The organism is Pseudomonas sp. 1L-C-7-B-C1 (assembly GCF_057291635.1).
Map to the genome: position 1 here is coordinate 413,312 of NZ_JBXAWH010000002.1, position 24,811 is coordinate 438,122.

Here is a 24,811-nt window from a genome sequence, read left to right on the forward strand (position 1 = left end):
CTGTGGGAGCGAGCTTGCTCGCGAAGGCGGCGTTTCAGCCGCCGTAGATGTAGCGGATGTTCCAGCCCCTTCGCGAGCAAGCTCGCTCCCACAATTGATCGTTCAGCAGATGCACCTGCGTGGTTGCAAAACGAGCACAACCACGCTGTCAGCTCACCGGCCGCTTGTTCGCCACAAACCGCATCATCCATTCCGCCACCGCCGTGCCGTGGTGGTCTTCTTCCAGGCTGGCGATGCCCTTGCCGTAGACCTGTTCGCCCAGTGCGTCCTGGCGAATATCGAGCAGCGTGCGCGAATAGTCGTGGATGAATTCCGGGTGACCCTGGAAGCACAGCACCTGGTCGTTGATGTGATACGCGGCGAACGGGCAGAACTCGCTGGTGGCAATGACCGTCGCGCCTTCGGGGAGTGCGGTGACCTGATCCTGATGGCTGATCAGCAGCGTGAGTTTGTCCAGCGCCGGCGTCATCCACGGCTGGGTCGGTGTGAGGTTGTAGTGATGGATCCCGACGCCCCACCCCTGTGGCGCGCGCTCGGTTTTACCACCCAGGAGCAGCGCCAGCAACTGATGGCCGAAACAAACCCCCAGCAACTTGTCGCCGCGCTTGTAGCGTTCCAGAAGGTAGGTTTTCAGGGTTTCGATCCACGGATCGGTACCGAAGGAATCGGCCTTGGAGCCGGTGATCAGATACGCGTCGAACTGCTCGTCATCCGGCGGGTAGTCGCCCTGCATGACGTTGTAGACGACAAATTCCGCAGGCACCGGCTGGCGGGCGAAAAGCTTCTCGAACATCCGCCCGTAGCCCTGGTATTGATCGACCAGCTCCGGGCGAAGAACGTCGGTTTCCAGAATGCAGATGCGTAACGACATAAAAATTCCTGAAGCGACAAAGCGAAAATGCGTGGGACCAAGCCTGCCTTGAAGGCCGGGGCAAGGCAAGGCCCAGTTGTGGCCGCACGCTGTCGTCAGCTGAACCCCGGCTGTCGCAGCATTTCATCCGCCACAACCGGGAGCCGGCGCTAGAACAGCGAGCCCTCCTCGGCTTTCTCCAGCAGCAACGCTGGCGGTTGAAAGCGTTCGCCATAGCGCTCGGCCAAGGCGCGAGCACGGGTAATGAACGGCTTGAGTCCGTACTGGTTGATGAACTGCAACGCCCCGCCGGTCCAGGCCGGAAAGCCGATACCCAGCATTGACCCGACGTTGGCGTCCGCGGTTGATCGCAACACACCCTCTTCCATGCAGCGCACGGTTTCGAGGGCCTGAATGAACAGCAAGCGGTCGCGAATATCCTGACTGCTGATCTGAGCGTCGGGCTTCTCGAAGCGGGTTTTCAGCTCCGGCCACAAGTGCTTGGGCGCGCCGTCGGGGTAGTCGTAAAAACCGCCGCCGGAGGTTTTCCCTGCGCGATCGAATTCATGCAACAGCTGCTCGATGACGGCGTCGGCCGGATGCCCGGCACGCTCAAAGCCCTGCTCGGCCAGATCCTTGCGCGTCTGCTGGCGAATCTGGTTCATCAGCCTCAGCGACACTTCATCGGACACCGCCAACGGCCCCACAGGCATACCGGCCTTGCGCGCCTCGGTTTCGATCATCGGCGCACTGATACCTTCGCCGAGCATGGCAATGCCTTCGTCAGCGAAAGTGGCGAACACCCGCGAGGTGAAGAACCCGCGGGAGTCATTGACCAGAATCGCGGTCTTGCCGATCTGCTGAACGAAGTCGAAGGCCCGCGCCAGGGTCATGTCGTTGGTGCGCGCGCCCTTGATGATTTCCACCAGGCGCATCTTCTCCACCGGGCTGAAAAAATGCAGCCCGATGAACCGCTCCTGCCGGCTGATGGCGCTGGCCAGTCCGGTGATCGGCAGCGTCGAGGTGTTGGACGCAATCACCGCATTGGGCACCACCACTTGCTCGGCGGCAGCGCTGACCTGGGCTTTTAGCTCGCGATTTTCGAACACCGCCTCGATGATCAGATCGCAGCCTTCCAGATCGCTGTCGCGGCCGGTCGGCTTGATGCGGCCCAGCACGGCGTCGCGCTGAGTCTCGGTGATGCGGCCGCTGGCAACCTGCTTGTTCAGCAACCGCACAGAGTAATCCTTGCCCTTCTGCGCGGCCGCCAGGTTGACGTCCTTGAGGATCACGCTGACACCCGCCACCGCCGTGACGTAGGCAATGCCGCCGCCCATCAGCCCTGCGCCGAGGATGCCGACCTTGCGCATGTTGAACACCGGCGGCGCCTTGGGCCGCGCCTCGGCCGCCTTGACCCGGTTGAGCTGAAACCAGCTGCCGATCATGTTCTTGGCGACGGGGCCGGTGGCGAGTTCGGTGAAGTAACGCGCCTCGATTTTCTCTGCCGTGTGGAAATCCACCTGAGCGCCTTCCACCGCTGCCGCCAGAATTTTCTCCGGCGCCGGATAGCATCCCCAGGTTTTGCTGCGCAGGATTGACGGCGCGATGGCCAGCATCTGTGCCACGTTCGGCTGCGCCGGCGTGCCGCCAGGCAACTGAAACCCTGGTTGATCCCACGCTTTGATCGGCACCGGATTGGCCAGAATCCACTCGCGCGCCTTGCCCATCAGGTCCTCGGCATCGCTGGCCAACTGATCGATCACACCGGTCTTCAAGGCATGGTCGACGCTCATCGTCCGGCCTTGCATCAGCAACGGCAGCGCTTTTTCCAGCCCCAACATTCGCACCAGCCGCACCGTGCCACCCCCGCCCGGAAGCAAACCGAGGGTGACTTCCGGCAAGCCCAATTTTATGTGGCCTCCACTCAGTGCAATGCGATGGTGACAGGCCAGGCACAGCTCCAGGCCACCGCCCAGAGCCGAGCCCTCAATGGCCGCCACCACCGGCTTGCCGTAGGTTTCCAGCGCGCGAAGCTGCGCCTTGAGGTCCATGGTCATCTGGTAGAAGGCGGCGGCGCGGGCGGCGTCGACCTGGCTCAGCTCGTTGAGGTCGCCGCCGGCAACGAACGTCTTCTTCGCCGAGCGGATGATCACACCGGCGATGGCCTCTCTGTCCGCCTGAAGACGCTCGAGCGTCTCGGCCATGGCCTGGCGATACACCGCGTTCATGGTATTGGCCTGCTGGCCGGGCATGTCGAGGGTCAGGGTGACAATCTGATCCGGGCCGGTTTCGTAGCGGATGGCATCGGTCATGCGGTCGTTCTTCCTGAAACGGTTGTCGGATAAAGGCGGTCGGCGAAGGGCTTGGCGTACTCCACGTTCATACCCGCTCGATGATCGTCGCGATGCCCATGCCGCCGCCGACGCACAGGGTCGCCAGGCCGTAGCGCAATTGCCGGGCTTCCAGCTCATCGAGCAGTGTTCCGAGAATGATGCAGCCCGTGGCACCCAGTGGATGGCCGAGGGCGATCGAGCCGCCGTTCACGTTGACCTTGTCGGGGTCGATGTCCAAGTCCTTGATGAACTTGAGCACCACCGAGGCAAAGGCCTCGTTGACCTCGAACAGATCGATGTCATCGATGGTCAGCCCCGCTCGCGCCAGGGCTTTGCGCGTAGCGGGCGCGGGACCTGTGAGCATGATGGTCGGATCGGTGCTGGTCACCGCCGTCATCACAATGCGGGCCCGGGGCCGCAGCCCCAGCGCCTGACCTTTTTGCGCGGTGCCGAGCAGCATCAAGGCGGCGCCATCGACGATGCCGGAGCTGTTGCCCGGCGTGTGCACGTGCTCAATGCGCTCAACGTGGCTGTAAACGCGCAGCGCCGTGGCGTCATAGCCCATTTTGCCGATCGCCTCAAAACTGGGGCGCAGTTTGCCCAACGCCTCCCGTGTCGTGTCGGGGCGGATGAACTCGTCATGGTCGAGCAAGAGCAGGCCATTCTGGTCCCTGACCGGCACCAGCGAACGGCGGAATGCGCCCCGCTCCCGCGCCAGCGCCGCTTTGTGCTGGGATTGCACAGCGAACATATCCACGTCATCGCGGCTGAAGCCTTCAAGGGTTGCGATCAGGTCGGCGCCGATCCCCTGGGGTGTGTAGTGAGCGTGCAGACTGGTTTGCGGGTCCAGCATCCAGGCGCCGCCGTCACTGCCCATCGGCACCCGCGACATCGATTCCACGCCGCCGACCACCACCAGATCCTCGAACCCGGAGCGGATCTTCATCGCCCCCAGATTCACTGCCTCAAGCCCGGATGCGCAAAACCGGTTGACCTGAACCCCGGCCACGCTGCCGGCCCAATCGGCGACCAGCGCTGCGGTTTTGGCAATATCGGCGCCTTGATCGCCGATAGGCGTCACGCAGCCCAGTACAATGTCATCGACGTGGTGGGTGTCGAGGTGATTGCGCACTTGCAGTTCTTTCAGCAGCCCCGCCACCAGATCCACCGGTTTGACGCTGTACAAGGCGCCATCCGGCTTGCCCCTGCCCCGCGGCGTGCGCAAGGCATCGTAAATAAACGCTTCGGTCATCCTGTCCTCGTTAACCCGATGAACTGTCTTTTTATAGGCGCGATCGACAGTCGAACTGTCATGGGAGCACTGTCTATCACAAGCGGTATCACAGAGCGCGTTCTTTCGCCTGATCGGTTAACAGGGTAGCTGGTTGTGGGAAGTTTCGGACTCTGACGAACGGTAGCGCGCTATTGAACCAGGGCGGTTTGGTACGCAGGTGTCTAGCAAGCGAATATCTGAGTGATAGCTATTCGCCAAATGTGGTAAAGCAATAAAAATCGAGTGGGTTAATCCTTAACGATCTAAGCCGCACAGCACGTGGGCTCTAAGGTTTAGTCAGTAGCAGTGGCGCTACAACAAAAACGATTCACCCAGCGCCTGCCGCTTGCGATCTGCTGATCGGGGCACCTGCTCTTTTGCCTCACCTTTGCCAACCCTCGCTTTGGTCATACCCAAGGCCCATGGGTTTCTGTCGCTCAGGAATAACAAGAAAGGCATCCACTATGTTCAAGTTCAAACGCTCGAAAATACGCCAGGCTGGATTAATTGTTTTCGCCACTACGCTGCTGCTCATCCTGCCCAACATGACCCGCCTGTTTGGCTGAGCATCCTGCCGCTTGCAAGCGCAGCCCCGACCCCCGACTTGCCTTTGTCCTGAAGGTCACCGGCGGCCGTGCGGGTATCGCGTATTGGACTCGCGAAGTTTTGGGATTTTGGGGGTGGCATTCAGGCGCACCGAGTAGCGCGCCGTTCGGCTGATGGCCGCCGAGCGTTCTTCTGAACGCTCGACCGCTACGGGTTGATCAGCCCTGGCGTTGCACCTGAATCATCGGCGCTGGCGCTGGCTCTTTCGCAGCCGCAGGAATAGCGATCGGCGCCGAGGGCGACACCACCACCTTGGCGTGCATCTGCTCGCAACCACCACCACGGCGCATGCCGCGCACCGGGCAGGCGTCCAGATAATCCAGGCCCACGGCGAGCTTCAGATGCCGCTCCGGGATCGCTAATTGATTGGTCACGTCGAAGCTGTACCAGGCGTCGTCAATCCACGCTTCCGCCCACGCATGGCTGGACAGATGCTCGCTGCTGTCACTGCAGAGATAACCCGACACATAGCGCGCCGGCACCCCCAGACTGCGGGCGCAGGCCAGAAACGCATGGGTGTGGTCCTGACATACGCCGACGCGATTGGCGAACGCTTGCGCGGCGCTCGTGTCGACGGCGGTCGAGCCTGGCGTGTAGGTGATGTGCTCGTTGAGCGCGTGCATCATATCGATCAGCGCGGTGCGGTCGGTGCGCTTGTGGGTCTGCGCGATGGCAAAGGCGCGAATCGCTTCGTCGGCCTCGGTCAGGCGGGTAAAGCGCAGGAACGGCAATGCAGACTGGCTTTCATGTTCCGCCTCGCGCTTCTCGTCGATCTCGACCTGCCCACGCGCGCCAATGACGATGGCTTCATGGGGTTCGTCCAGGGTCAGGACGTGGAGAATGTTGCCGAAGGGATCGATCTGAGCACGCACCGGGCGCGGCAATGCCAATTGCCAGCTCAGCACCTGCTGGCGCTCGCTGTCATGGGGAGTCAGACGCAAATACTGGATGCTGGCGCGGACCTGATCGTCGTAGTGATAGGTGGTCTCGTGGCTAATTGAGAGTCTCATGCAGCCTCCAGGTAAGAAGTGTGAATGACGCTACCCAGTTGGGCCAGAAGAGGGATGAATTCGTTCAACCACTCATGCAGGCCTTCATCGAGGATCTCGTCGATGCCGGTGTAGCGCAGGCGAGCGTCCAGCTCGGCGGCCAGACGCTGGGCGGGACGGCCATTGGCCCCGGGCAGACTGGCGAGAATGATGTCCAGCTCCTCCAGACACGCACGCAATGAGCGCGGAATGTCCGCACGCAACAGCAGCAATTCAGCGACCTGACGGGCACCCGGTGCATCGCGGTAGACTTCCGTGTACGCCTCGAACGAGGACAACGCGCGCAACAGCGCACTCCATTGGTAATAGCCGGCGGCGGAACTGTCTGCCGCCGCGTTGGCGGACGGGCCGCGCAATTCGAGCATTTCATAACGCGCATCGAGCATGCGCAGGGTGTTGTCAGCGCGCTCGATGAAGGTGCCCAGACGAATGAAACGGAAGGCGTCGTTGCGCATGATGGTGCCGTAGGTGGCGCCGCGGAACAGGTGCGAACGCTCCTTGACCCACTCACAGAAACGGCTCATCCCGTAGCGGCTCAACCCCTGTTCGGCGATGCCGCGAATTTCCAGATACGTGGCGTTGATGTTTTCCCACATGTCCGCCGTAATACGCCCACGCACCGCATGGGCACTGGCCCGCGCCGCACCCAGACAGCTGAAGATGCTGGCCGGGTTTTCGGCGTCCAGCGCGAAAAAGTGCAGCAAGCGCTCGGCGTGCAGGTCGCCGTGGCGCTCCAGGTAATCGTCCAGGGTTCCGGTGATCAGCAGTGGCATGGCGATTTCATTGAGGCCATCCCCGCGTCCGTCCTGTGGCATCAGCGACAGCGAGTAACTGACGTCGAGCATCCGGGCGAGGTTTTCGGCGCGCTCCAGGTACCGCGACATCCAATATAAATCCGAGGCAGTTCTACTTAGCATTGGCAGGCATCCTTAATCCTCGACCACCCAGGTGTCCTTGGTTCCGCCACCCTGCGACGAATTCACCACCAGCGAGCCTTCGCGCAGGGCAACGCGCGTGAGACCGCCGGGCACTACACGGGTTTCGCGGCCAGCCAGGACGAACGGGCGAAGGTCGATGTGGCGTGGGGCGATGCCGTTCTCGACGAAGGTCGGACAGGTCGACAGGCACAAGGTCGGCTGGGCGATGTACGCGTGGGGCTTGGCCTTGAGCCGCGCCCGGAACGACTCGATTTCGGCCGCAGTGGCGGCGGGACCGACGAGCATGCCGTAACCGCCAGAGCCCTGGGTTTCCTTGACCACCAGATCGCCCAGGTTGGCGAGCACGTGGGACAGCTCTTCGGGCTTGCGGCACTGCCAGGTCGGCACGTTCTTGAGGATCGGCTCTTCGTCGAGGTAGAAACGGATCATGTCGGTCACGAAGGGGTAGACCGACTTGTCGTCCGCCACGCCGGTGCCGATGGCATTGGCCAGCACAACATTGCCGGAGCGGTAGGCGGCCAGCAGGCCCGGCACCCCGAGCATCGAATCCGGATTGAACGCCAGCGGATCAAGGAATGCGTCGTCGAGCCTGCGGTAAATCACGTCGACCGCTTTTGGCCCGTCCGTGGTGCGCATGAAGACGCGGTCATCGCGCACGAACAGATCGGCGCCTTCGACCAGTTCGACGCCCATTTCCCGGGCCAGAAACGCATGTTCGAAAAACGCGCTGTTAAAGCGCCCGGGAGTCAGCACGACGACGCTGGGGTTATCCAGCGGACTCGAGCTCTTCAGGGTGTCCAGCAGCAGATTCGGGTAGTGATCGATGGGCGCGATGCGTTGCGCGGCGAACAGCTCGGGGAACAGCCGCATCATCATCTTGCGGTCTTCGAGCATGTAGCTCACGCCGCTGGGGGTGCGCAGGTTGTCTTCGAGCACGTAATACGTGCCATCGCCATCACGCACCAGATCGACGCCGGAGATATGCGAATACAGGTCGCGATGAAGATTCAGGCCCTGCATCGCCAACTGGTATTGCTCATTGGCGAGGACCTGTTCGGCGGGAATGATCCCGGCCTTGATGATGCGCTGCTCATGATAGAGGTCAGCGAGAAACATGTTCAGCGCCTTGACGCGCTGAATGCAACCGCGCTCCACCACCCGCCATTCGCTGGCCGGGATACTGCGCGGAATCGTATCGAAGGGGATGAGCCGCTCGGTGCCCTGCTCGTCGCCGTACAGCGTGAACGTGATCCCGGCGCGATGAAACAACAAATCGGCCTCACGCCGGCGCTGTGCGAGCAACTCAGGCGGCGCTTCGCCCAGCCAGCGGGCGAATTCCCGATAATGCGGACGGACTATGCCGCCCGCATCGTACATCTCGTCATAAAAGGTGCGGATCATGCCGTACTCCTTGTCACCATGGACACCAGAGCCTTCGCAAGGCCCGTGCCATCGGCATAAACGCTTGAAAATCAACGGGTTGATTTAAACAGCCGGAGCGCCCGCACCATTCCTGTGCGCGATGCGCCCTGACCTGTTACCTGACGCTCCATGGCGAAGCGTCCCGCGCTTGGAAAAACTATCGCGCGCATAGCCAGAGTTCATTTCCGCCCGGTACGTGAGCTCAGCATAATTGCCCCATACCGCAGACCAACCCGCCGGATTACACAGGGCGATTGGCTACAAAACCTTATTCGCAGCATCGCTGCAGACAACCGATATTCCCTTTCCGCCGCTCCCAAGAGAGCGGCTTTTTTTTGCTTGTGATTCAGCTCGGTGCATCTCCCGCCCCACTTTTGTCGTGGAGCCGGGAGACAGCGTTTGAAGATCGGCGCAATGGCTTCAGCGCCTCAATGTCAATGAAGGCGCTGGAGTACCTGTTTGACGCCCCAGCCTTCGACCTCCCCGTCCAGACCGACAATCGCGGTCTGGAAATCCTGCTCGAAATCGCCTATCCCGTCGTAGGTGGCGTACATCACTTTGCTCAGTTCCAGGTGCCAGGCACCGTCTTCCAGTGCATTGAGCTGGACATTGACTGACTCGCCACGAAATTTTTCCGCAGCCTGACGCGCCCGGTCCTCATCCGGAAAGGTGGCATAGAACTCAATGGGGTGAATGCGTGCGAAGTCGAAACCGCCTTCTTTCATGCAGCGCAGAACATGGCTGCTGACGTCTTCTTGATAGGCTGTGCTCATGAAACGTCCTCCTATGCAACGATAGATAGAGTTTCAACTATCCCGAAACACCCCTCGATGGCGAGGCGTGTAGCGGCAGGTCATCTGCCGCCCGGGACTCAAGCATGTCGCTGACAAGGCCGGTGCGCTTTACAAAACGGGCATACGTACGCGAGCGGACTCGGGTAGATGCATCACCGACCTCGCTGGCAGAGTACGCCCATTGATAGCGCGTTGCCAATTGGCAGGATGCCGTGAAATGCAGGCTTCTTACGAAGCCTCGACGATGGAGATGATCTGTACCGCGTTCTGCTCTTTGAGTGTCTTCACGGTGGGCTCGGCAGTGCGACCGTCGAGGTCGATCAGATCAAGATCACTGGCGACCGGAAACAGGATCGGACGGAGTTGCTGCGCAGCCTCTTCTTCACTGGGACGGTGATCGGATTCAAGATCGAGGGTTTGCTGCACACCGTCTTTGTCCAGAAACGAAATAGTCCACACTTTCATCAATGTCTCCTCAGTAAAGGCCTGACTACAGCCTGTTGATCTTGACCCTTGCGGCGCAACGACGTTCAACCCGAATCGTCAGCGCACGCCGGACCTTCATAGCTTCAACTCATTATGCGCGGCAAAAAAAACGCCCCGGTGTCGGGGCGTTTTTTCATGTGGCTGCCGTTATTGTGGCTTGGCGTCTTTGACCCCTGCCGTGTTGTCCAGCAGGCTCCTGGTCGCGGTCTGCAGGAAGCTGTCGAGCTTCTTGCGCAACTCGGCGACGTCCGGCGCGTTCGGCATCAGCTCGGCATGGGGCTTTCTGCCCAACTCGTAGCTGTACACCTTCGGCTCCATTTCCTTGGGTTCGATCAGGATCCGGTTACCGGTGACCAGCGCCACGGTCTGCTCGCTGCCCGATGGCTTGATCACACCGAAGCCCTCGTCTCCCGCCGGCAGATTGAGCAGGTCGCGGCCCCAGCACTGGTGCACGGTGTCCCCACCCAGGCGGCCCATGATGGTCGGCACGATGTCGATCTGCGTGCCGACGATGCTGCTGCGCTTGCCGAACTTGTCTTGCAGGCCCGGGGCGATCATCAGCATCGGCACGTTGAAGCGGCCCAGGTCCATCTCGGTGATCTGCTCGTTGTTGCCGAAGCCGTGGTCACCGACGACCACAAACAGCGTGTCCTTGTAGTACGGCTCTTTCTTGGCCTTCTCGAAGAATTGACCCAGCGCCCAGTCCGAATAACGCATGGCGGTGAGGTGTTCATCCAGTGTGCCATGCCCGGTCACGCGCTCGACCGGCAGATTGGCCGGCAGTGCGTACGGCGTGTGGTTGGACAGGGTTTGCAGTAAGGCATAGAACGGCTTGCCTTTGGCTTCGCGGGCTTTCAGTTCTTCGGCGCCACGGTCGAACATGTCCTGGTCGGACACACCCCAGGTCGGATCCGAGAACACCGGATTCACGAAGTCATTGCGGCCAATGAAGTTGGTCATGCCCTGGTTGCTGAAGAAGCCGGACTGGTTATCCCAGGCGAAGTCACCGTTGTAGACGTAAACGTCGTCATACTTGCGCGCGCTGAGCAGCTGCGGCAGACCGGACAGCTTGTGACTGCCTTCCGGCGTCTGCATCAGGTATTCGAAGCCCGGCAGGTTCGGGAAGCACGCCATGGTCGCGAACATGCCCTGATGGGTGTGCGTACCGTTGGAGAAGAAACGATCGAACAGCAGACCTTCCTGGGACAGTTTGTCGAAGTAAGGCGTGATGTTTGATTCATCACCCAGCGCGCCCACGGAATGACCGGCGAAGCTCTCCATCAGGATCACGACGACGTTCTTGATCGGCAGCGTGTTGGCCGCCGGTGGCGTGAAATCGCGACGCACCGCAGCTTTTTCTGGATCGATCAGCTTGTCGTTGGCGGTCAGCAGCATGTCGCGGACGATCTGCTGGGCTTCGGCCTGAGGCAGGGTCGCTTTCCAGATGTTGTCACGGTCCTCGGACATCCGGCTCTTGGCCGCCGCGATCAGCGTCAACGTGCCATTCAGGCCCAGGGTGTTGGCGAAGTTGGATTCAGTGGTGTAAGCATCGCCCCAACGCAGCGGCGGGCCCTGGCGCAGGGTGCCGCGAGCGGCGATGACGGCTACCACCAGACACAGCAGGAAAACCACGGCGCGCTTGTACAGCGGCGCGACCACGCGGTTGTCGGCGCTGGCAACGTTGAAGCCGCCACGGGGCCGGGTCAGGCGATCAACCCCTTTGAAGACCAGGCTCAGCAGCCAGGTCAGCAGTGCCCAGGCCAGCAGATAGCGAACCACCGGATAGCCGTACCAGATCATGCTCAGAACGGTTTTCGGGTCTTCTTTGACATACTGGAAAACCAGGCCATTCAGGCGCTGGTGGAACTCACGGTAGAAATCCATCTCCATCAGGCCGAAGAACGCGGTCAGACTTGCAACCAGCGTCAGCCAGAAGCGAAACACCCCACGGGCCGCCATCATGCGCGCGCTGAACAGCGAGAGCAGAAGGGGAATCAGAATGTACACAACCAGACGCAGATCGAATCGCAGGCCATTGCCGAACGCCTCGACGAACGCCGAAGCCGGCGTCGCGCCGATGCCTTCGCGGTTATAGACCAGCAGCGCAACGCGCAAAAGGGTGTACAGGACCATCAGCACCAGGCCGCTCAGGAGCGTATAGGCCAGGTGCGATTTGACGGTAGGTTGCGGCGCGCGCGCCGGGGCGTCCGTTTTGGCCATGTGTTGTGGGATCCGTTGGATTCAGGTTTAAGTTCAGAAGCTGTGCGCCCGACCGCATTGAAAATGCCGGTCCGGGCTGCGGGGGCCAAATATTACGTGAACCCTCGCGGTTTACCACCGATGCCGCGCATTCTTCATGACGGATCGGTACAAACATTTACCTCAATCAGGTGCCAGGCTTGAGACGGCGCGAATCTTCCCGAAGAAACGGTGAAAATTCCGTTCATTAATGCCGCCTCTCATATTTTCTTACAAAGCCCTGAATGGTGCTTAAACCTTGAATGTCTGGGCATACCGCTCAACGGCGTGTTCGATGGCTTCGAAAACATGAGGCGCGTGGGGGCTGAGCGAGACGTTTTCCTGCAGCGACGCCTGCACTGCCGCGATCAGCCGCGCAATACGCAGGTTTGGTTTGCGGATGTCACAGGTCGACGCCAGGGTCAGGATGCCGAGCCTTGAACCGAACAGGCTTTTCGAGCCATCCAGGCGCAGGGCAAGCGCGTCATCCTTTATATACGCGGTGGTATTGACGATGTCGTAAGCCGGGGCCAGTCGTGCGTCTGCCCCCAAAGGATCGCGGTACAGCACCCCGAAGTTCTTCAGGTGCGCATCGCCGTTGCCGACCATGCAACTGAGCGCAACGATGTCGAAGAACTGGTCCAGCGAATCACGCACCTGCTCCGGCGCGCAAAACAGGCGAATGGCCTTGGCGATGTTTTCGTAGCTCGAATCGTATTTCTGTTCCGTGCCCAGGCCCATCAGCACGGCCATGTCCTCGAAGCCGACGGCGCGTTGCTCAGCGTCCCGATCAAAACGGCGCATGACGAACAGCTGGCGATTATCCGACAGATAGAATTCCGGTACCGGCATGCCGGCTCTGCGCGCAGCGTCCATGCACACGTACTCGTTGACGGCCAGCCCCGGGAAGTCCGCCCTCCCCGACTTGACGATCAATTCGGGCATCAACAGCGTGGCTTTCGGGTCCGTGACAAAATCCGAGTCGGGCACGATGACCTTGGGCTGAACGCCTGAAATCCCCGTGCGCAAAATGTACTGATCGACCAGTTCGGCAAACAGATCCTGCGTCCCGTCCCAGCTGAGTATCTGGCCCAGGCTTTTGCCTGCGACCGGGCCCGCACCACCCAGCAAGTCGTCGATCATGGGCGAAGCCACGGCCACGCGACCGACCGGCGAACCGCTGCCGGTCAATGCCATCAGCAGCATGGGATTGAGGGGTGTGGTTTTGGCGAGGCGATTGCGCAACTGTTCCAGCACGAAGCCTTCGGGCAGGTTCATCTGGAAAACCGGGTGCAGGCTGCGCGATACGTAGGCCGCATCGCGCACGCCCATGGTCAGGCTGATCTGCGCCGCCGGACTCGCGTCCAGGCCGTAGCGAAACAGGTAGTCGCCTGACTCCGCTGCCGACAGCTCACCGCTCTCACCCTCCGGGGTAAAAATGCGTACGCGATCCAGCGGTTTCACTGGAACACCTCGCGCAGCTCTTCAAAGGTCGGGCGTCGGGCGGAGACGACTTTTATCTCGGCATTCAACGCGGCCAGGACCTTGGCGTAGAAATTCACCGCCACGGTCGGGCTGCCTTTTTCAACTTCGGCGAGCTTTTGCCGGGTCATGCCCGACTGGTAGGCCAGCTGAACCTGAGTAAGACCACGGGATTTGCGCATCTCCTCGATCTGACGGCCCAAACGTTCGAGCAATAACGTCGCGTCCATTTGTCACGCCTGCATAACATTCAAGAATGAATGAAAGGTATACGCGACATGAGTGACGGGCAAGGAAAAGTTACGCAAACCTGACATTGAGGTGGTAATGTCAGGTTTACGTAACACCAGCAGCCGTCAGGCGTTGCTAGGTTTGCTGATCGCCTGAAGCACATACTGCGGCAATGCGAAGGCGCCGATGTGGACCTCAGGGTTGTAGTAACGGGTGACGATGCCGCTGCCGGCGAATCGCTGATGCAAGGTATCCAGTGAAATCTTGCGATGCTGGGAATCCGTCGAGCCCCAGGCGAACGTCATTGCGCCGCCAATATAGGTGGGCACCGCTGCCTGATAGAAATGCCAGTCGGCAAACAGGCCATTCATACGCCCTGCCGTGGTCTGCACTTCGCTCAGCTGCATGAACGGCGTGCCATTCTGGGTGACCAGAATGCCGCCTTCGTTGAGGCAGCGATGGCAGGCCTGATAGAAGTTCTCCGAGAACAGCACTTCGCCCGGCCCGATCGGGTCAGTCGAATCGGAAATGATGACGTCGAATTTTTCCTCGGTGTTGGCGACGAAGCGCATGCCGTCGTCGATCACCAGGTTCAGACGCGAATCATCGAAAGCGCCTTTGGAGTGATTCGGCAGGTATTCCTTGCACATCTCGACCACGGTGCCGTCGATCTCGACCATGGTGATGTGCTCCACCGTCGCGTGCTTGGCGACTTCGCGCAGCATGCCGCCATCGCCACCGCCGATGATCAGGACGCGTTTGGCGCGGCCGTGGGCCAGAATCGGTACGTGGGTGAGCATCTCGTGATAGATGAACTCGTCGGCTTCAGTGGTCTGAATCACGCCGTCCAGCGCCATGACGCGGCCCATGCGCGGGTTCTGGAAGATCACCAGATGCTGATGCTCGGTGCGCACTTCATGCAGCATTTTTTCCATGCGAAAGCGCTGACCGTAGCCTTCGTACAACGTTTCTTGATAATCGCTCATGGAGGGAGTCCCCGATAACTACTGATGACAGGACGGCAGGCCGCCCACAAGAAGGCGCGCATTCTACGTCGCGGAGCATGACAGGTCGAATGTCGTGGTGGCGCGAGGGTGATCCGCCCAGACAAAAACGCCCGACTGGCCAGGCCAGTCGGGCGTCATGTGTTCTGAAGCCTTGCTGCGCTTCTAGAAATGCACGTTACTAAATACGCACGTTGCCACGCGGGCCGGCGATTGCCCAGATAATCAGGCCCAGCACTGGCAGGATGACAATCAGCAAAATCCAGAGAATTTTCTTCCCGGTTTCCGCGCCGCTTTTCAGCACGTTGATGATGGCCCAGATATCCAGCGCCAGAATAATCAGGCCAATCAGACCGTTGAAGGTAGAACCCATGGTGTTGCTCCTTATTGAAGGCTTGCCCACTTGAGAGTGGTGGCCTGCAATGAGGGTTCCGTGGGTTGGCAGGGATATTTCGCTGCGCAGCAAAGGCCGCTGGCGAAGATCAAATCTGCGCCTTGAGCGCCTCCAGCGCAGGCTCTATCAATATCCCGAGCTCGACGCCAAGGGCCATGACCCGCTCAACGTCGGTGCCGTAGACCAGCACGGTTTGCAACACATGGTCCAGAGGCTCGCTGATGTCCATCAGCACATAACCGCCCATGTCCTTGTTCATGCTGGAAAGCTGCACCTGAATGCGGTTCAACGCCACCAGCGGCTCGGCCTTGACCAGTTGCTTGGGTTTGATATTGAACGGAACGTTCGGGCCGAACGACGCCATGATCTCGGTGAGCAGGTCAGGATAGGTATCGGCCTGAAGCAAGACGGTGTCGGGGAGGCTGCCGATGACAACCCACTCCCCCAGCGGAATCGGGAACGTGTCGTCAAAATTTATATCGGGATTGGCGGTCAGGAATGCGTCGGGGTCGGCGTAAGCCTGGGCGGCCTCGTCGGCGATTTTTCCGATTTCTTCATCGCTCATGCAGCCGGAGCTGATCTTGCTGATGAATTCGATGAGTGAAGCGTTCATGGCAGATCGTCCGAGGGCAGGAAAACAGGCGCGCAGGATAGCTGGAAATGCTGCGCGCCTCTATCGCTTACGCCCCCAGACGGGTGAGCTGCTCGGCGGTCTCGGTCGCGCCCATCGTTTGCGCGGCCATCAAGGGAGTAACACCCTTGGCATCCTGAATGTGAGGATTGGCACCCTTGGAGATCAGGTAGTCGACGATGGCCGTACGGTTGAACATCGCCGCCATCATCAATGCCGTCCGACCATCGGCCGATGCGCCTTCGACATCTGCGCCGCCTTCGACAAGGATCTTCACGGTTTCCAGATCGCCCTTGAAAGCAGCGCCGGCGATCGGGCTCTGACCGTTGTCGTTGCGCAGCTCCGGGTCAGCCTTGTGCTTGAGCAGCACACGCACGGCGTCTTGATGACCGTGATAGCTGGCCAGCATCAACAGCGTGTCGCCTTTGTGATTACGAAGGTTGGGGGTCAAGCCGTTTTCCAGCAGCCGGTCGAGCATCGGGGCATCGCCGGCACGGGCCCGGTCGAATACCTGCTCGGCAAACTCCAGTGCTTCTTCGTCTGTCATGCGCGTGGCAGAACCGGGGGTGTTCGGGGCTTCAGACATTACGTAACTCCAGTAGCGCAAGGCATTGCGCGGGATCAATCAACGGGTGCGGGGATCTATGGCCAGGCATTCTAGGAGCCCTGGACAAAGCGTCTAGTTCCACTGATGGCGCCACCGCAAAACGGGCCCCCACAATGCCAGCGTCGGTTTCCCGCGCCCAGTCAGCGATATCAATCAGCCCGATAGGGATGATGAAGAATGTGCTGAGAAAATTTCAGCAACGCAGTGAAATAAATCCGGGATACCGCTGTCTCAGTTATGTCCGCAATGGGCAAGCGCTCCCCCCGTCACACCCATCCCCTACTCTCCACTCCGGTAAATTGCAGGATGCACGAGAGGCATTCATGCATATTGCACGAGAGGATATTTTTCAAAAATCCATAAGCCGTTGATTTAATTGAGATTTATTTAACTCTAAAAGCTGGCACAGTCACTGCACTAGTCATTCCAAGCTTGTTATCCCATGAGCAATGGAGCCTCTAGACATGACTTTCATCCAAGAAAAATTCGCATCCGTATTTTCCGATTTCGAAGTCACCACCCAGCCGCGTCCGGACGGTGGCGTTCTGTTGACTCTGCGCAACGAAGAAGGCACCAACATCCGCCGCTGCGTGTCCTACGCTCAACTGCACACCCCCGTGCAGCTGGAATGGGTGATCAGCGCGATTCGTCGCGACTTGGCCGCTCAAGCCAGTGAGCTGCCCGCTATCTCGATGTTGCAAAGCCAGCACCGCTTTGATTTGCCTACTTATCACACCCGATAAGCACTACGCCGCAACAGAGCGTTTCGGCGACAGCACGTTTCACTCTCATCGAAGCATCCCTTGTAGATTCCCGCGATAGTTGATGCTATCGCGGTTTTTTTTGGCTTTTTTCTGCCAGGCTTACCTCAAGCGCTGGCGGATACCGAGTCGGGTGCTACTGAATGATTCCCCGACACAACGCCTCGCCCACCGCCTGAGCGCGGTTGGTTACCCCGAGCTTGGCGTAGATGCTCTTGAAGTGATGCTTGACGGTCGCCTCCGAGACTTCTTTTATCAGTCCGATCTCCCACGCCGTCTTGCCTTCCCGCGCCCATTTGAGAATCTCCAGCTCTTTTGGAGACAGCGCCCGCGTCTGCAACTGACGCCCCTTCCCTGCTACATGAAGCATCGGCACCAGACTTGTCAGCAGATAGCGATCGTTGTGGGACAGCGGGCGCTCCATGCCGTTGAGCGTGCAGATGGTGATGACGCCCTGATTGGCTCGGGTCTGGCTGCTGTAGCCGTAGGAAAATGCTGGTAAAAGATCGCAATCCTCCACCGCCGCCATATAGGCCGCAGAGGGCGGGTACGTCTTGAACGCCTCTTCCCAATTCAGAAAGCCCATGGTGTGACGGTAGCAGCGGATGACCGGGTCTTCGATCATCAGGCGTCCCTGACAATAAAGATCCTTCCAGTAACTGTCGACGTTCGACGTGATACAGCTCAGCAGCACGCCATTGCGATACTGATAAAGCATGGCCCGCTCGCTGCGACATTCGGCCCGCAGCCAGTCAAGCGCGTTGGCGATGGCCGCATCGCCATCCTGTTCAGTGATGCTGCTGACCATTTGTTGGATCAACGGACTCAGCGTCCCTGTCTGCACGTTTTTCATTTCCCCTCCCGTATAAACAACTAAATGCGCGGCCCTTATGCCCCTTGGATTTTTTATGCATGGCAGCTCGAAAACAGCGCCAGGTACTGTCGTCAGCACGACCGCACGCGGCGCATTCAAAAGCTGTCAGGGTCCGACAGGCGAAGGGTTACACAGTCGAGATGGGTTAAACACAGCGTCGAAAACAAACAGGCATGCCTGACCGTGAAACAAGCAACTTCCCACAAAAGAACAAAAACCTACTTACAGTTTTCCGCATTTAGAAACAAAAACGGCCAATGTCAAAGACATCAGCCGTCATTTGCAGTACGCCTGAAACGTCAGAAAACGCTGGGCTCGATCGACGCAAAACTGCTGACGGTGAGATGGCCGCTCAGCTTTCCACCGTCGCGCGCTACCCCGCAGGTGGCCATGCCAGCCAGTTGCGCCGCATCGAGCTCTTCGACGATATCGGACAGGAACAGAATGGACTGCGCCGGGAGGCCGATACTCGATGCAATTGATCGATAGGACGCCTCCTCGCGCTTGGGCCCGGAGGTGGTGTCGAAGAAGCCGCTGAACAGCTCAGACAGATCGCCCGCCTCCGAGCAACCAAAAATCAGCTTCTGCGCCTGGATCGAGCCCGACGAGTAGACGTAAAGCGCGTACCCCGCTTGATGCCAGCGTTTCAACGCTTCAACCGCATCCCGGTAAACGTGCCCCTTGAGTTGCCCGGCGTGGTAACCCTGCTGCCAGACCATGCCTTGCAACGCCTTGAGCGGCGTGGCTTTGCGATCTTCGGCGATCCATTGCAGCAGGGTCTCGATCACGCGATCGACACTCGCGTTAGGTTCGCCGCTGTTGTGACGCACGGCCTGCAGCTGGGCGGCGACGTCGGGTTCGTCGGCATGCGCGCGAACGAACTCGGGCAAATGCTGTTTGGCGTACGGAAAGAGCACGTCGAAGACGAAGCTCACCGCGCTGGTGGTGCCTTCGATGTCGGTCAGGATGGCTTTGAGGGTCATGTTGATCAGTCTTCCAGGCGCGGGAACTGGCTGGCGATGCTTTCGCCGGTGAACTTGGCGACCCAGCCTTCCGGGTTGTTGAACAGGCGAATGGCGACGAAGTGCGGATTCTCGCCCATGTCGAACCAGTGTCGGGTGCCGGCCGGCACTGAAATCAGGTCGTTTTTCTCGCACAGCACGGCGTAAACGTAATCGTCGATATGCAACGTAAACAGCCCACGGCCGGCGACGAAGAAACGCACTTCATCTTCGCCATGCTGGTGCTCCTCAAGGAACTTGGCGCGCAGCTCGGCTTTTTGCGGGTGATCGCTGTTGAGGCTGATCACATCGACGGTCACGTAACCGCGCTCGGTCATCAGCCGGTCGATCTGGGTACGGTAGGCAGCAATCACTTCCTCCTGACTGGCGCCGGGTGTGATCGGCGTCGCCGCCTGCCAGCGGTCGAACCCAACGCCATGCTCGGCCAGGGTCGAGGCGATGTCTTCCAGATGGGTCAGGACCTTGTTGGGCAGTTCGGGGGATGACACGTGGTAAACGGACAGACTGCTCATTTCGGGGCTTCCTCGGTTCAGTCCGCGTTCGTCGGCTCTGGGGCCGATCCGACGCGTTGATTCAGGCATTGGGGAACGCTGGGGTGCATTGATCGGTGCGTAGAACAGGGATCAGCGGTTGAGCACGGACAGCGTCTTGAGCTCGCATTCGAACAGGAATTCGAAGGCTTCGATCTGGCGCAAGGCATCGCTCATCTTAGCGCCCCAGGTGTACAAACCATGACCGCGAATCAGGTAGCCGGCGCAGTCAGGATGTTGATCCAGCCAGGGCTGAACCTTGGCGGCGAGCCGGGCGATGTCCTGATCGTTGTCGAAAATCGGCACCACCACTTTTGATTCGTGGGTGGAAACGCCGCTGAAGGCCTTCTGCAGCTCGTAGTCCTCGAACACCAGATGATCACAGGCAGTGAGCCGGGACAGGACGGTGGCGTTGACCGAATGGGTGTGCAGCACAGCGCCCACCCCCGGCTTGCAGCTATAAAGCTGAGTGTGCAGCAGGGTTTCGGCGGACGGCTTCTTACCGGGTTCCAGGCTGTTGCCGGCAAGGTCGGTAGCCAACACGTCGTCGAGGCCCAACTGGCCCTTGTGCTTGCCGGAGACCGTCAACAGCGCCTCGGTCGGCGACAGGCGCACGGAATAATTACTGCTGGTAGCGGGCGACCAGCCCCGGGCGTACAGAAACTGCCCCGCTTCGATGATTTCCCGAGCCAGTGCTTCGCGACTCATACGCGCTCCTCTTTCATACATGTGGCGGTCAGAACAGCAGCGGCCACGGCCGCCAGACTTGCGATGGCAAAGGTCCAACTGGCGCCCAGCGCGTTCCAGCTGTACCCGGCATACAAAGCGCCCATTGCCCCGCCGGTGCCGGAAAGGGCGGCGTACAACGCCTGACCCTGCCCCTGCTGGCGCGGGCCGAAGCTGCGTTGCACGAAATGCACGGCCGAGGCATGGAAACTGCCGAACGTGGCCGCGTGCATCAGTTGGGCAACGATCAGAATCGCCAGATGATCGGCCAGATTACCCAGCAAAAGCCAGCGCAAGGCGGCGATCACGAAACTGGTCATCAGCACCTGCCGGACGCTGAACCGTTGCAACACACGGCTCATCAGCATGAACATCAACACCTCGGCGATCACCCCCAGCGCCCACAGCAGGCCAATCATGCCGCGGGTGTAACCGAGGTGTTCCAGGTGCAGCGTCAGAAAGGTGTTATACGGCCCGTGGCTCAGCTGTATCAACGCGACGCTGACATAAAACGCCAGCACCCCCGGCCTGATCAGTTGCCTGAGAAACCCGTCGCCCGCGACCCGTACGCCAGAGGCAACCGGCTGAGCATTCGGCACCCACCAACTGCTGGCGACAATGCCGATCAGAATGACCAGCAGCAATTGCGGGTAGTTATCCAGGCTGAACCACTCCAGCATCCGGCCCAGCACGACCACCGAGAGGATGAAACCAATCGATCCCCACAGCCGGATCTGGCTGTAGCGTGAAGTCTGGCCCTGCAGATGCGTCAGCGTGATGACTTCAAACTGCGGCAGCACCGCGTGCCAGAAAAACGCATAGAGCGCCATGACCATCGCCACCCAGGCGTAGGAAGTGTCGACGAGAATCAGGCTGAAACAGGCCAGTCCGCAGAGGGCGCCAAAACGCACGATGGTCAGACGTCGGCCGGTGTAATCGCCGAGCCAGCCCCAGACATTGGGTGCGACGCAGCGCATCAGCATCGGGATCGCGATCAGTTCGCCGATACGCGCGGCGGAAAAACCCAGATGGCTGAAATACAGCGCCATGTAAGGCGCCGTGGCCCCAAGCAGGGCGAAATAGAAGAGATAGAAGCTGGCGAGCCGCCAGTAAGGAAGCGCCGCCACGCTCAGATGACCGCGGCAGCAGCGCCCGGCTCAGGCATTACAGCTGACCCAGAATCGGCGTGGTGACACGCACGTCACTGTTTTGCCCGCGATGGCGCAGCAGGTGGTCAACCAGCACGATCGCCATCATTGCCTCGGCAATCGGCGTGGCGCGGATACCGACGCACGGGTCGTGGCGGCCCTTGGTGATGACTTCGACGGAGTTGCCATCGACGTCGATCGAGTGCCCCGGCGTGGTGATGCTGGAGGTCGCTTTCAAGGCCAGGTGCGCAACGATCGGCTGCCCGGACGAAATCCCGCCGAGGATGCCGCCCGCGTTGTTCGACAGAAAGCCTTCGGGGCTCATTTCGTCGCGATGCTCGGTGCCGCGCTGGGCAACGCAGGCAAAGCCGGCGCCGATTTCGACGCCCTTGACCGCGTTGATGCTCATCAGCGCGTGGGCCAGTTCAGCGTCGAGACGGTCGAAAATCGGCTCGCCCAGGCCCGGCATCACGCCTTCGGCCACGACGGTGATCTTCGCACCCACCGAGTCCTGGTCGCGACGCAACTGGTCCATGTAGGCTTCCAGCTCCGGCACCTTGCTCGGGTCGGGACTGAAGAAGGCGTTGTCCTCCACCGAATCCCAGGTTTTGAAGGGGATTTCGATCGGGCCGAGCTGGCTCATGTAGCCGCGGACGGTAATGCCCTGGGTGGCGAGAAACTTCTTGGCGATGGCCCCGGCGGCGACGCGCATGGCGGTCTCCCGCGCAGAGCTGCGGCCGCCGCCACGGTAATCGCGAATGCCGTATTTGTGGTGGTAGGTGTAATCGGCATGGGCGGGCCGGAACAGGTCCTTGATCGCCGAATAGTCCTTGGACTTCTGATCGGTGTTGCGGATCAGCAATCCGATGGACGCACCGGTGGTCTTGCCTTCGAAGACGCCGGAGAGAATCTCGACCTCGTCGGGCTCCTGACGCTGGGTGGTATGACGGCTGGTCCCCGGCTTGCGTCGGTCGAGGTCACGCTGCAGGTCTTCCAGCGACAGCTCGATGCCGGGCGGGCAGCCGTCAACGATGGCAACCAGCGCCGGACCGTGGCTTTCGCCGGCAGTGGTGACAGTGAACAGCTTGCCGTAGGTATTGCCGGACATGCGGGAGGCTCCGAGGACGTTCAAAAACTCAAGCGCGCCAGTATACGCAGGCTTATGGCGCAGTTCATCCTCGAACCTTATTCATTTGCCCGCGTCCAATTGACACTTTATTGATGACGGTCCTGCAATGCTAAGCGCCTTACCCCTGATTCGCGGCTTCTGGCCGCTGCGAGCGATTATCTTGAGCCTGACCCTGCTGTCATCCATCGCTCACGCCGGCACGCCCGTCGTGCTGCAGCGCCCCATCAGCCTGGACACCGGCAGCGGCGAGCTGTTCGGCACGCTGCTGCTGCCCAAATCGGCAAAACCGGTGCCGGTGGTGTTGATCATCGCCGGATCAGGGCCGACCGACCGTGACGGCAACAACTCCGACGGCGGACGCAACGACAGCATGAAGCGTCTCGCCCTGATCCTTGCCAAGCACAACATCGCCAGCGTGCGTTATGACAAGCGCGGCGTCGCGGCCAGTCGCCCCGCCACCCCGGACGAGCGCGATCTGAGCATCGAGAAGTACGTCGACGACGCCGTCGCCTGGGCCGCCAAACTCAAGACTGACTCGCGCCTGGGGCCTTTGATTCTGATGGGTCACAGCGAGGGCGCACTGGTTGCCACCCTGGCCGCAGAACGCGCGGGCGCCGTGGCGTTGATCTCCGTCGCGGGTACCGGTCGCCCGGTGGATCAAGTGGTCCGCGAGCAACTGCAGGATCGCCTCCCTCCTCCGCTGCTGGCGCGCAGTGAGCAACTGATCGAAGAGATCAAGGCCGGCAAGACTGACAACGACGTGCCCGAGCCCCTTCAAGTAGTGTTCCGCCCCAGCGTGCAGCCTTATCTGATTTCACTGTTCCGGCAGAACCCGACAGCGGCGTTCGGGCAATTGAAAATCCCGACCCTGATCATTCAGGGCCGCAACGACATGCAGGTGGGCGTAGGCGACGCCGAGTTGCTGCACAAGGCCAAGCCCGACTCGCAACTGGCGATCATCGACGGCATGAACCATGTGCTGCGTATCGTGCCCATGGACATCAAGCGCCAGTTGGCGTCCTACAAGGATCCGCAGTTGCCGTTGGCCAGTGAAGTGACTGACCGCATCCTGAAGTTTCTCGACTCGATCCCGGCCGCCTGAGGCCGGTTTCCTTCCGCGCGCGAGTCGACCCACGATCCCTTCAGCTTCGTCATAAACGGCCGATAGCAGTCTGCTGGCATCGTGTGCCGGTGCCATGTGCCAGGCAATGTCGATAACAGGATCGCCGTGATGACAGAAGCAACCATGCAAACCGACGCGGTCGAGCCGACCGATGCCCAGGAAGGCGAAGTCGCCGCGCCTGTCTTGTGGGAAGAAGTACACGCCGAGCACTTCTCGATGCTGCGTCTGGCGCCGCTGCCAACCGATCGCGCAACCGGCGCCCGCCCGCTGCGCTTTGTCGAGTTCGGCAAGGCCGAGCGCCACAGCAAGGAATTCAGCCTGCTGCGCATGAGCTACCAATTGCCGGGGCAGAAGACCCGCAAAGAGCAGAATTGTCTGGATATCTGGGTGGATCACGCCAATCGCAGCGTTCGCGTGGGCCCGGCGTCCGGCCTGCAGATCGATCCATGGAACCGTGGCCTGGGCCGTTTCATGCTGGCTCAAGGCATTGCCTGGGCGCAGAAACGATGCGCCGAGTACAAGATTGAAGGTGTCGCGCTGGCGAACAAGGATGCACTCAACGAAGACACGCGCCTGCGTCGCGATCACTTCCTCAAGACTCAGGGTTTCGAAGTCGCCTACGCCGATGCCCAGCACCTGAAAGGCACCCTCAAGGACGCCAAGGTCGGCAACCTCAATAACACCTGGAATGCCGACAAAATCCAGATCGTGCAGATCCTCGACGCCGCGCAGATGCTGCAACAGGCCGAACAGCGAATTCAGGAACAGGACGTCACGATCAAGAAGTCCGAAGACAAGGTCAGCAAATACCGCCGGGACGACAGCGGCTTGCGCTTCACCATCGCCTGCCTGGTCACGTTTGCCGTGTTTCAGGCCGGCCTGCTGATCTGGATTGCAACGCATCGCTGACCCGGCGTTAAGACGGGAAAGGCCTGTGTGCTCGCCATCAGATTTGCGGTGTGAATGCCGACGCTTTCCCGGCTGAAGCCGGTCCCACTGTTCAACCGCGTATCCATAGTGGGACCGGCTTTAGCCGGGAAGAGGCCTGTGTGCTCGCCATCAGATTTGCGGTGTGACGACCGACGCTTTCCCGGCTGAAGCCGGTCCTACAATTCCGCGCGGTCAGTAGGACCGGCTTTAGCCGGGAACAGGCCCGTCGA

The 24,811-nt window shown here is 60.3% G+C and carries 24 protein-coding genes; 3 read left to right on the plus strand and 21 right to left on the minus strand.

Annotated features, from left to right (window positions below):
- Positions 1-148 precede the first annotated feature (148 nt).
- The 15 genes from AC0Z8Z_RS05120 to AC0Z8Z_RS05190 all read right to left on the minus strand — a co-directional run bounded on the left by AC0Z8Z_RS05120 (position 149) and on the right by AC0Z8Z_RS05190 (position 16,317).
- Complete coding sequence (locus AC0Z8Z_RS05120; protein WP_485618186.1) at positions 149-871, minus strand: amidotransferase; 723 nt, start codon at positions 869-871, stop codon at positions 149-151.
- A gap of 149 nt (positions 872-1,020) precedes the next feature.
- Positions 1,021-3,162 (minus strand): 3-hydroxyacyl-CoA dehydrogenase NAD-binding domain-containing protein, encoded by a 2,142-nt coding sequence (locus AC0Z8Z_RS05125; RefSeq protein ID WP_485618188.1) that lies wholly within the window; start codon positions 3,160-3,162, stop codon positions 1,021-1,023.
- A gap of 67 nt (positions 3,163-3,229) precedes the next feature.
- Positions 3,230-4,435, minus strand: coding sequence for an acetyl-CoA C-acetyltransferase (locus AC0Z8Z_RS05130; RefSeq protein ID WP_485618190.1), 1,206 nt, complete (start codon positions 4,433-4,435; stop codon positions 3,230-3,232).
- A gap of 785 nt (positions 4,436-5,220) precedes the next feature.
- On the minus strand, positions 5,221-6,072 hold the full coding sequence (locus tag AC0Z8Z_RS05135; protein ID WP_485618192.1) for a transglutaminase family protein: 852 nt from the start codon (positions 6,070-6,072) through the stop codon (positions 5,221-5,223).
- Positions 6,069-7,028, minus strand: a complete 960-nt coding sequence (locus tag AC0Z8Z_RS05140) for an alpha-E domain-containing protein (RefSeq protein ID WP_065989404.1) — start codon at positions 7,026-7,028, stop codon at positions 6,069-6,071. The genes AC0Z8Z_RS05135 and AC0Z8Z_RS05140 overlap by 4 nt, the downstream gene beginning before the upstream one ends.
- 12 nt (positions 7,029-7,040) lie before the next feature.
- A complete protein-coding gene (locus AC0Z8Z_RS05145; RefSeq protein ID WP_485618194.1) occupies positions 7,041-8,450 on the minus strand; it encodes a circularly permuted type 2 ATP-grasp protein in 1,410 nt (469 codons plus the stop codon).
- A gap of 455 nt (positions 8,451-8,905) precedes the next feature.
- Positions 8,906-9,244 carry a ribonuclease E inhibitor RraB gene (locus tag AC0Z8Z_RS05150; RefSeq protein WP_122535171.1) on the minus strand — a complete coding sequence of 113 codons (339 nt, stop codon included), beginning with the start codon at positions 9,242-9,244 and terminating at the stop codon, positions 8,906-8,908.
- A gap of 249 nt (positions 9,245-9,493) precedes the next feature.
- Complete coding sequence (locus AC0Z8Z_RS05155) at positions 9,494-9,730, minus strand: hypothetical protein (RefSeq protein ID WP_172611562.1); 237 nt, start codon at positions 9,728-9,730, stop codon at positions 9,494-9,496.
- Positions 9,731-9,898: 168 nt separating this feature from the next.
- Positions 9,899-11,971 (minus strand): LTA synthase family protein, encoded by a 2,073-nt coding sequence (locus tag AC0Z8Z_RS05160; RefSeq protein ID WP_485618196.1) that lies wholly within the window; start codon positions 11,969-11,971, stop codon positions 9,899-9,901.
- A 270-nt stretch (positions 11,972-12,241) separates the two neighbouring features.
- Positions 12,242-13,444 (minus strand): type II toxin-antitoxin system HipA family toxin, encoded by a 1,203-nt coding sequence (locus tag AC0Z8Z_RS05165; RefSeq protein ID WP_485618275.1) that lies wholly within the window; start codon positions 13,442-13,444, stop codon positions 12,242-12,244.
- A gap of 5 nt (positions 13,445-13,449) precedes the next feature.
- Entirely contained in the window at positions 13,450-13,701 is a 252-nt protein-coding gene (locus AC0Z8Z_RS05170) for a helix-turn-helix domain-containing protein (protein ID WP_122624154.1), read from the minus strand.
- A gap of 126 nt (positions 13,702-13,827) precedes the next feature.
- Entirely contained in the window at positions 13,828-14,688 is an 861-nt protein-coding gene (gene speE / locus AC0Z8Z_RS05175) for a polyamine aminopropyltransferase (protein WP_065989394.1), read from the minus strand.
- 199 nt (positions 14,689-14,887) lie between these two features.
- Entirely contained in the window at positions 14,888-15,079 is a 192-nt protein-coding gene (locus AC0Z8Z_RS05180) for a PLDc N-terminal domain-containing protein (RefSeq protein WP_037009073.1), read from the minus strand.
- A gap of 109 nt (positions 15,080-15,188) precedes the next feature.
- Positions 15,189-15,713: a hypothetical protein gene (locus AC0Z8Z_RS05185; protein ID WP_122624152.1), complete on the minus strand. Its 525-nt coding sequence runs from the start codon at positions 15,711-15,713 to the stop codon at positions 15,189-15,191.
- A 67-nt stretch (positions 15,714-15,780) separates the two neighbouring features.
- A complete protein-coding gene (locus AC0Z8Z_RS05190; RefSeq protein WP_163023067.1) occupies positions 15,781-16,317 on the minus strand; it encodes an ankyrin repeat domain-containing protein in 537 nt (178 codons plus the stop codon).
- Positions 16,318-16,802: 485 nt separating this feature from the next.
- Here AC0Z8Z_RS05190 and AC0Z8Z_RS05195 point away from each other — a divergent pair, with 485 nt between their 5' ends.
- Positions 16,803-17,081: a DUF3509 domain-containing protein gene (locus AC0Z8Z_RS05195; RefSeq protein WP_074891912.1), complete on the plus strand. Its 279-nt coding sequence runs from the start codon at positions 16,803-16,805 to the stop codon at positions 17,079-17,081.
- A 154-nt stretch (positions 17,082-17,235) separates the two neighbouring features.
- On the opposite strand, the gene AC0Z8Z_RS05200 is transcribed toward AC0Z8Z_RS05195, so the two are convergent.
- The 6 genes from AC0Z8Z_RS05200 to aroC form a co-directional block, all read right to left on the minus strand.
- Positions 17,236-17,952, minus strand: coding sequence for a helix-turn-helix transcriptional regulator (locus AC0Z8Z_RS05200; RefSeq protein ID WP_172611560.1), 717 nt, complete (start codon positions 17,950-17,952; stop codon positions 17,236-17,238).
- A gap of 320 nt (positions 17,953-18,272) precedes the next feature.
- Positions 18,273-18,956, minus strand: coding sequence for an acireductone synthase (mtnC, locus tag AC0Z8Z_RS05205; protein ID WP_485618198.1), 684 nt, complete (start codon positions 18,954-18,956; stop codon positions 18,273-18,275).
- 5 nt (positions 18,957-18,961) lie between these two features.
- The gene (locus AC0Z8Z_RS05210) at positions 18,962-19,507 is read right to left on the minus strand and encodes a 1,2-dihydroxy-3-keto-5-methylthiopentene dioxygenase (protein ID WP_485618199.1); all 546 of its coding nucleotides are present in this window, start codon (positions 19,505-19,507) and stop codon (positions 18,962-18,964) included.
- A gap of 111 nt (positions 19,508-19,618) precedes the next feature.
- On the minus strand, positions 19,619-20,233 hold the full coding sequence (locus tag AC0Z8Z_RS05215; protein ID WP_485618200.1) for a methylthioribulose 1-phosphate dehydratase: 615 nt from the start codon (positions 20,231-20,233) through the stop codon (positions 19,619-19,621).
- Complete coding sequence (locus tag AC0Z8Z_RS05220) at positions 20,230-21,384, minus strand: MFS transporter (protein ID WP_485618276.1); 1,155 nt, start codon at positions 21,382-21,384, stop codon at positions 20,230-20,232. The genes AC0Z8Z_RS05215 and AC0Z8Z_RS05220 overlap by 4 nt, the downstream gene beginning before the upstream one ends.
- A gap of 31 nt (positions 21,385-21,415) precedes the next feature.
- A complete protein-coding gene (aroC, locus tag AC0Z8Z_RS05225) occupies positions 21,416-22,507 on the minus strand; it encodes a chorismate synthase (RefSeq protein ID WP_485618201.1) in 1,092 nt (363 codons plus the stop codon).
- 127 nt (positions 22,508-22,634) lie between these two features.
- On the opposite strand from aroC, the gene AC0Z8Z_RS05230 reads away from it, so the two are divergent.
- Together AC0Z8Z_RS05230 and AC0Z8Z_RS05235 are read left to right on the plus strand one after the other, a co-directional pair.
- Complete coding sequence (locus AC0Z8Z_RS05230; protein WP_122624146.1) at positions 22,635-23,630, plus strand: alpha/beta hydrolase; 996 nt, start codon at positions 22,635-22,637, stop codon at positions 23,628-23,630.
- A 129-nt stretch (positions 23,631-23,759) separates the two neighbouring features.
- On the plus strand, positions 23,760-24,560 hold the full coding sequence (locus tag AC0Z8Z_RS05235) for a hypothetical protein (protein ID WP_172611554.1): 801 nt from the start codon (positions 23,760-23,762) through the stop codon (positions 24,558-24,560).
- Positions 24,561-24,811 lie beyond the last annotated feature (251 nt).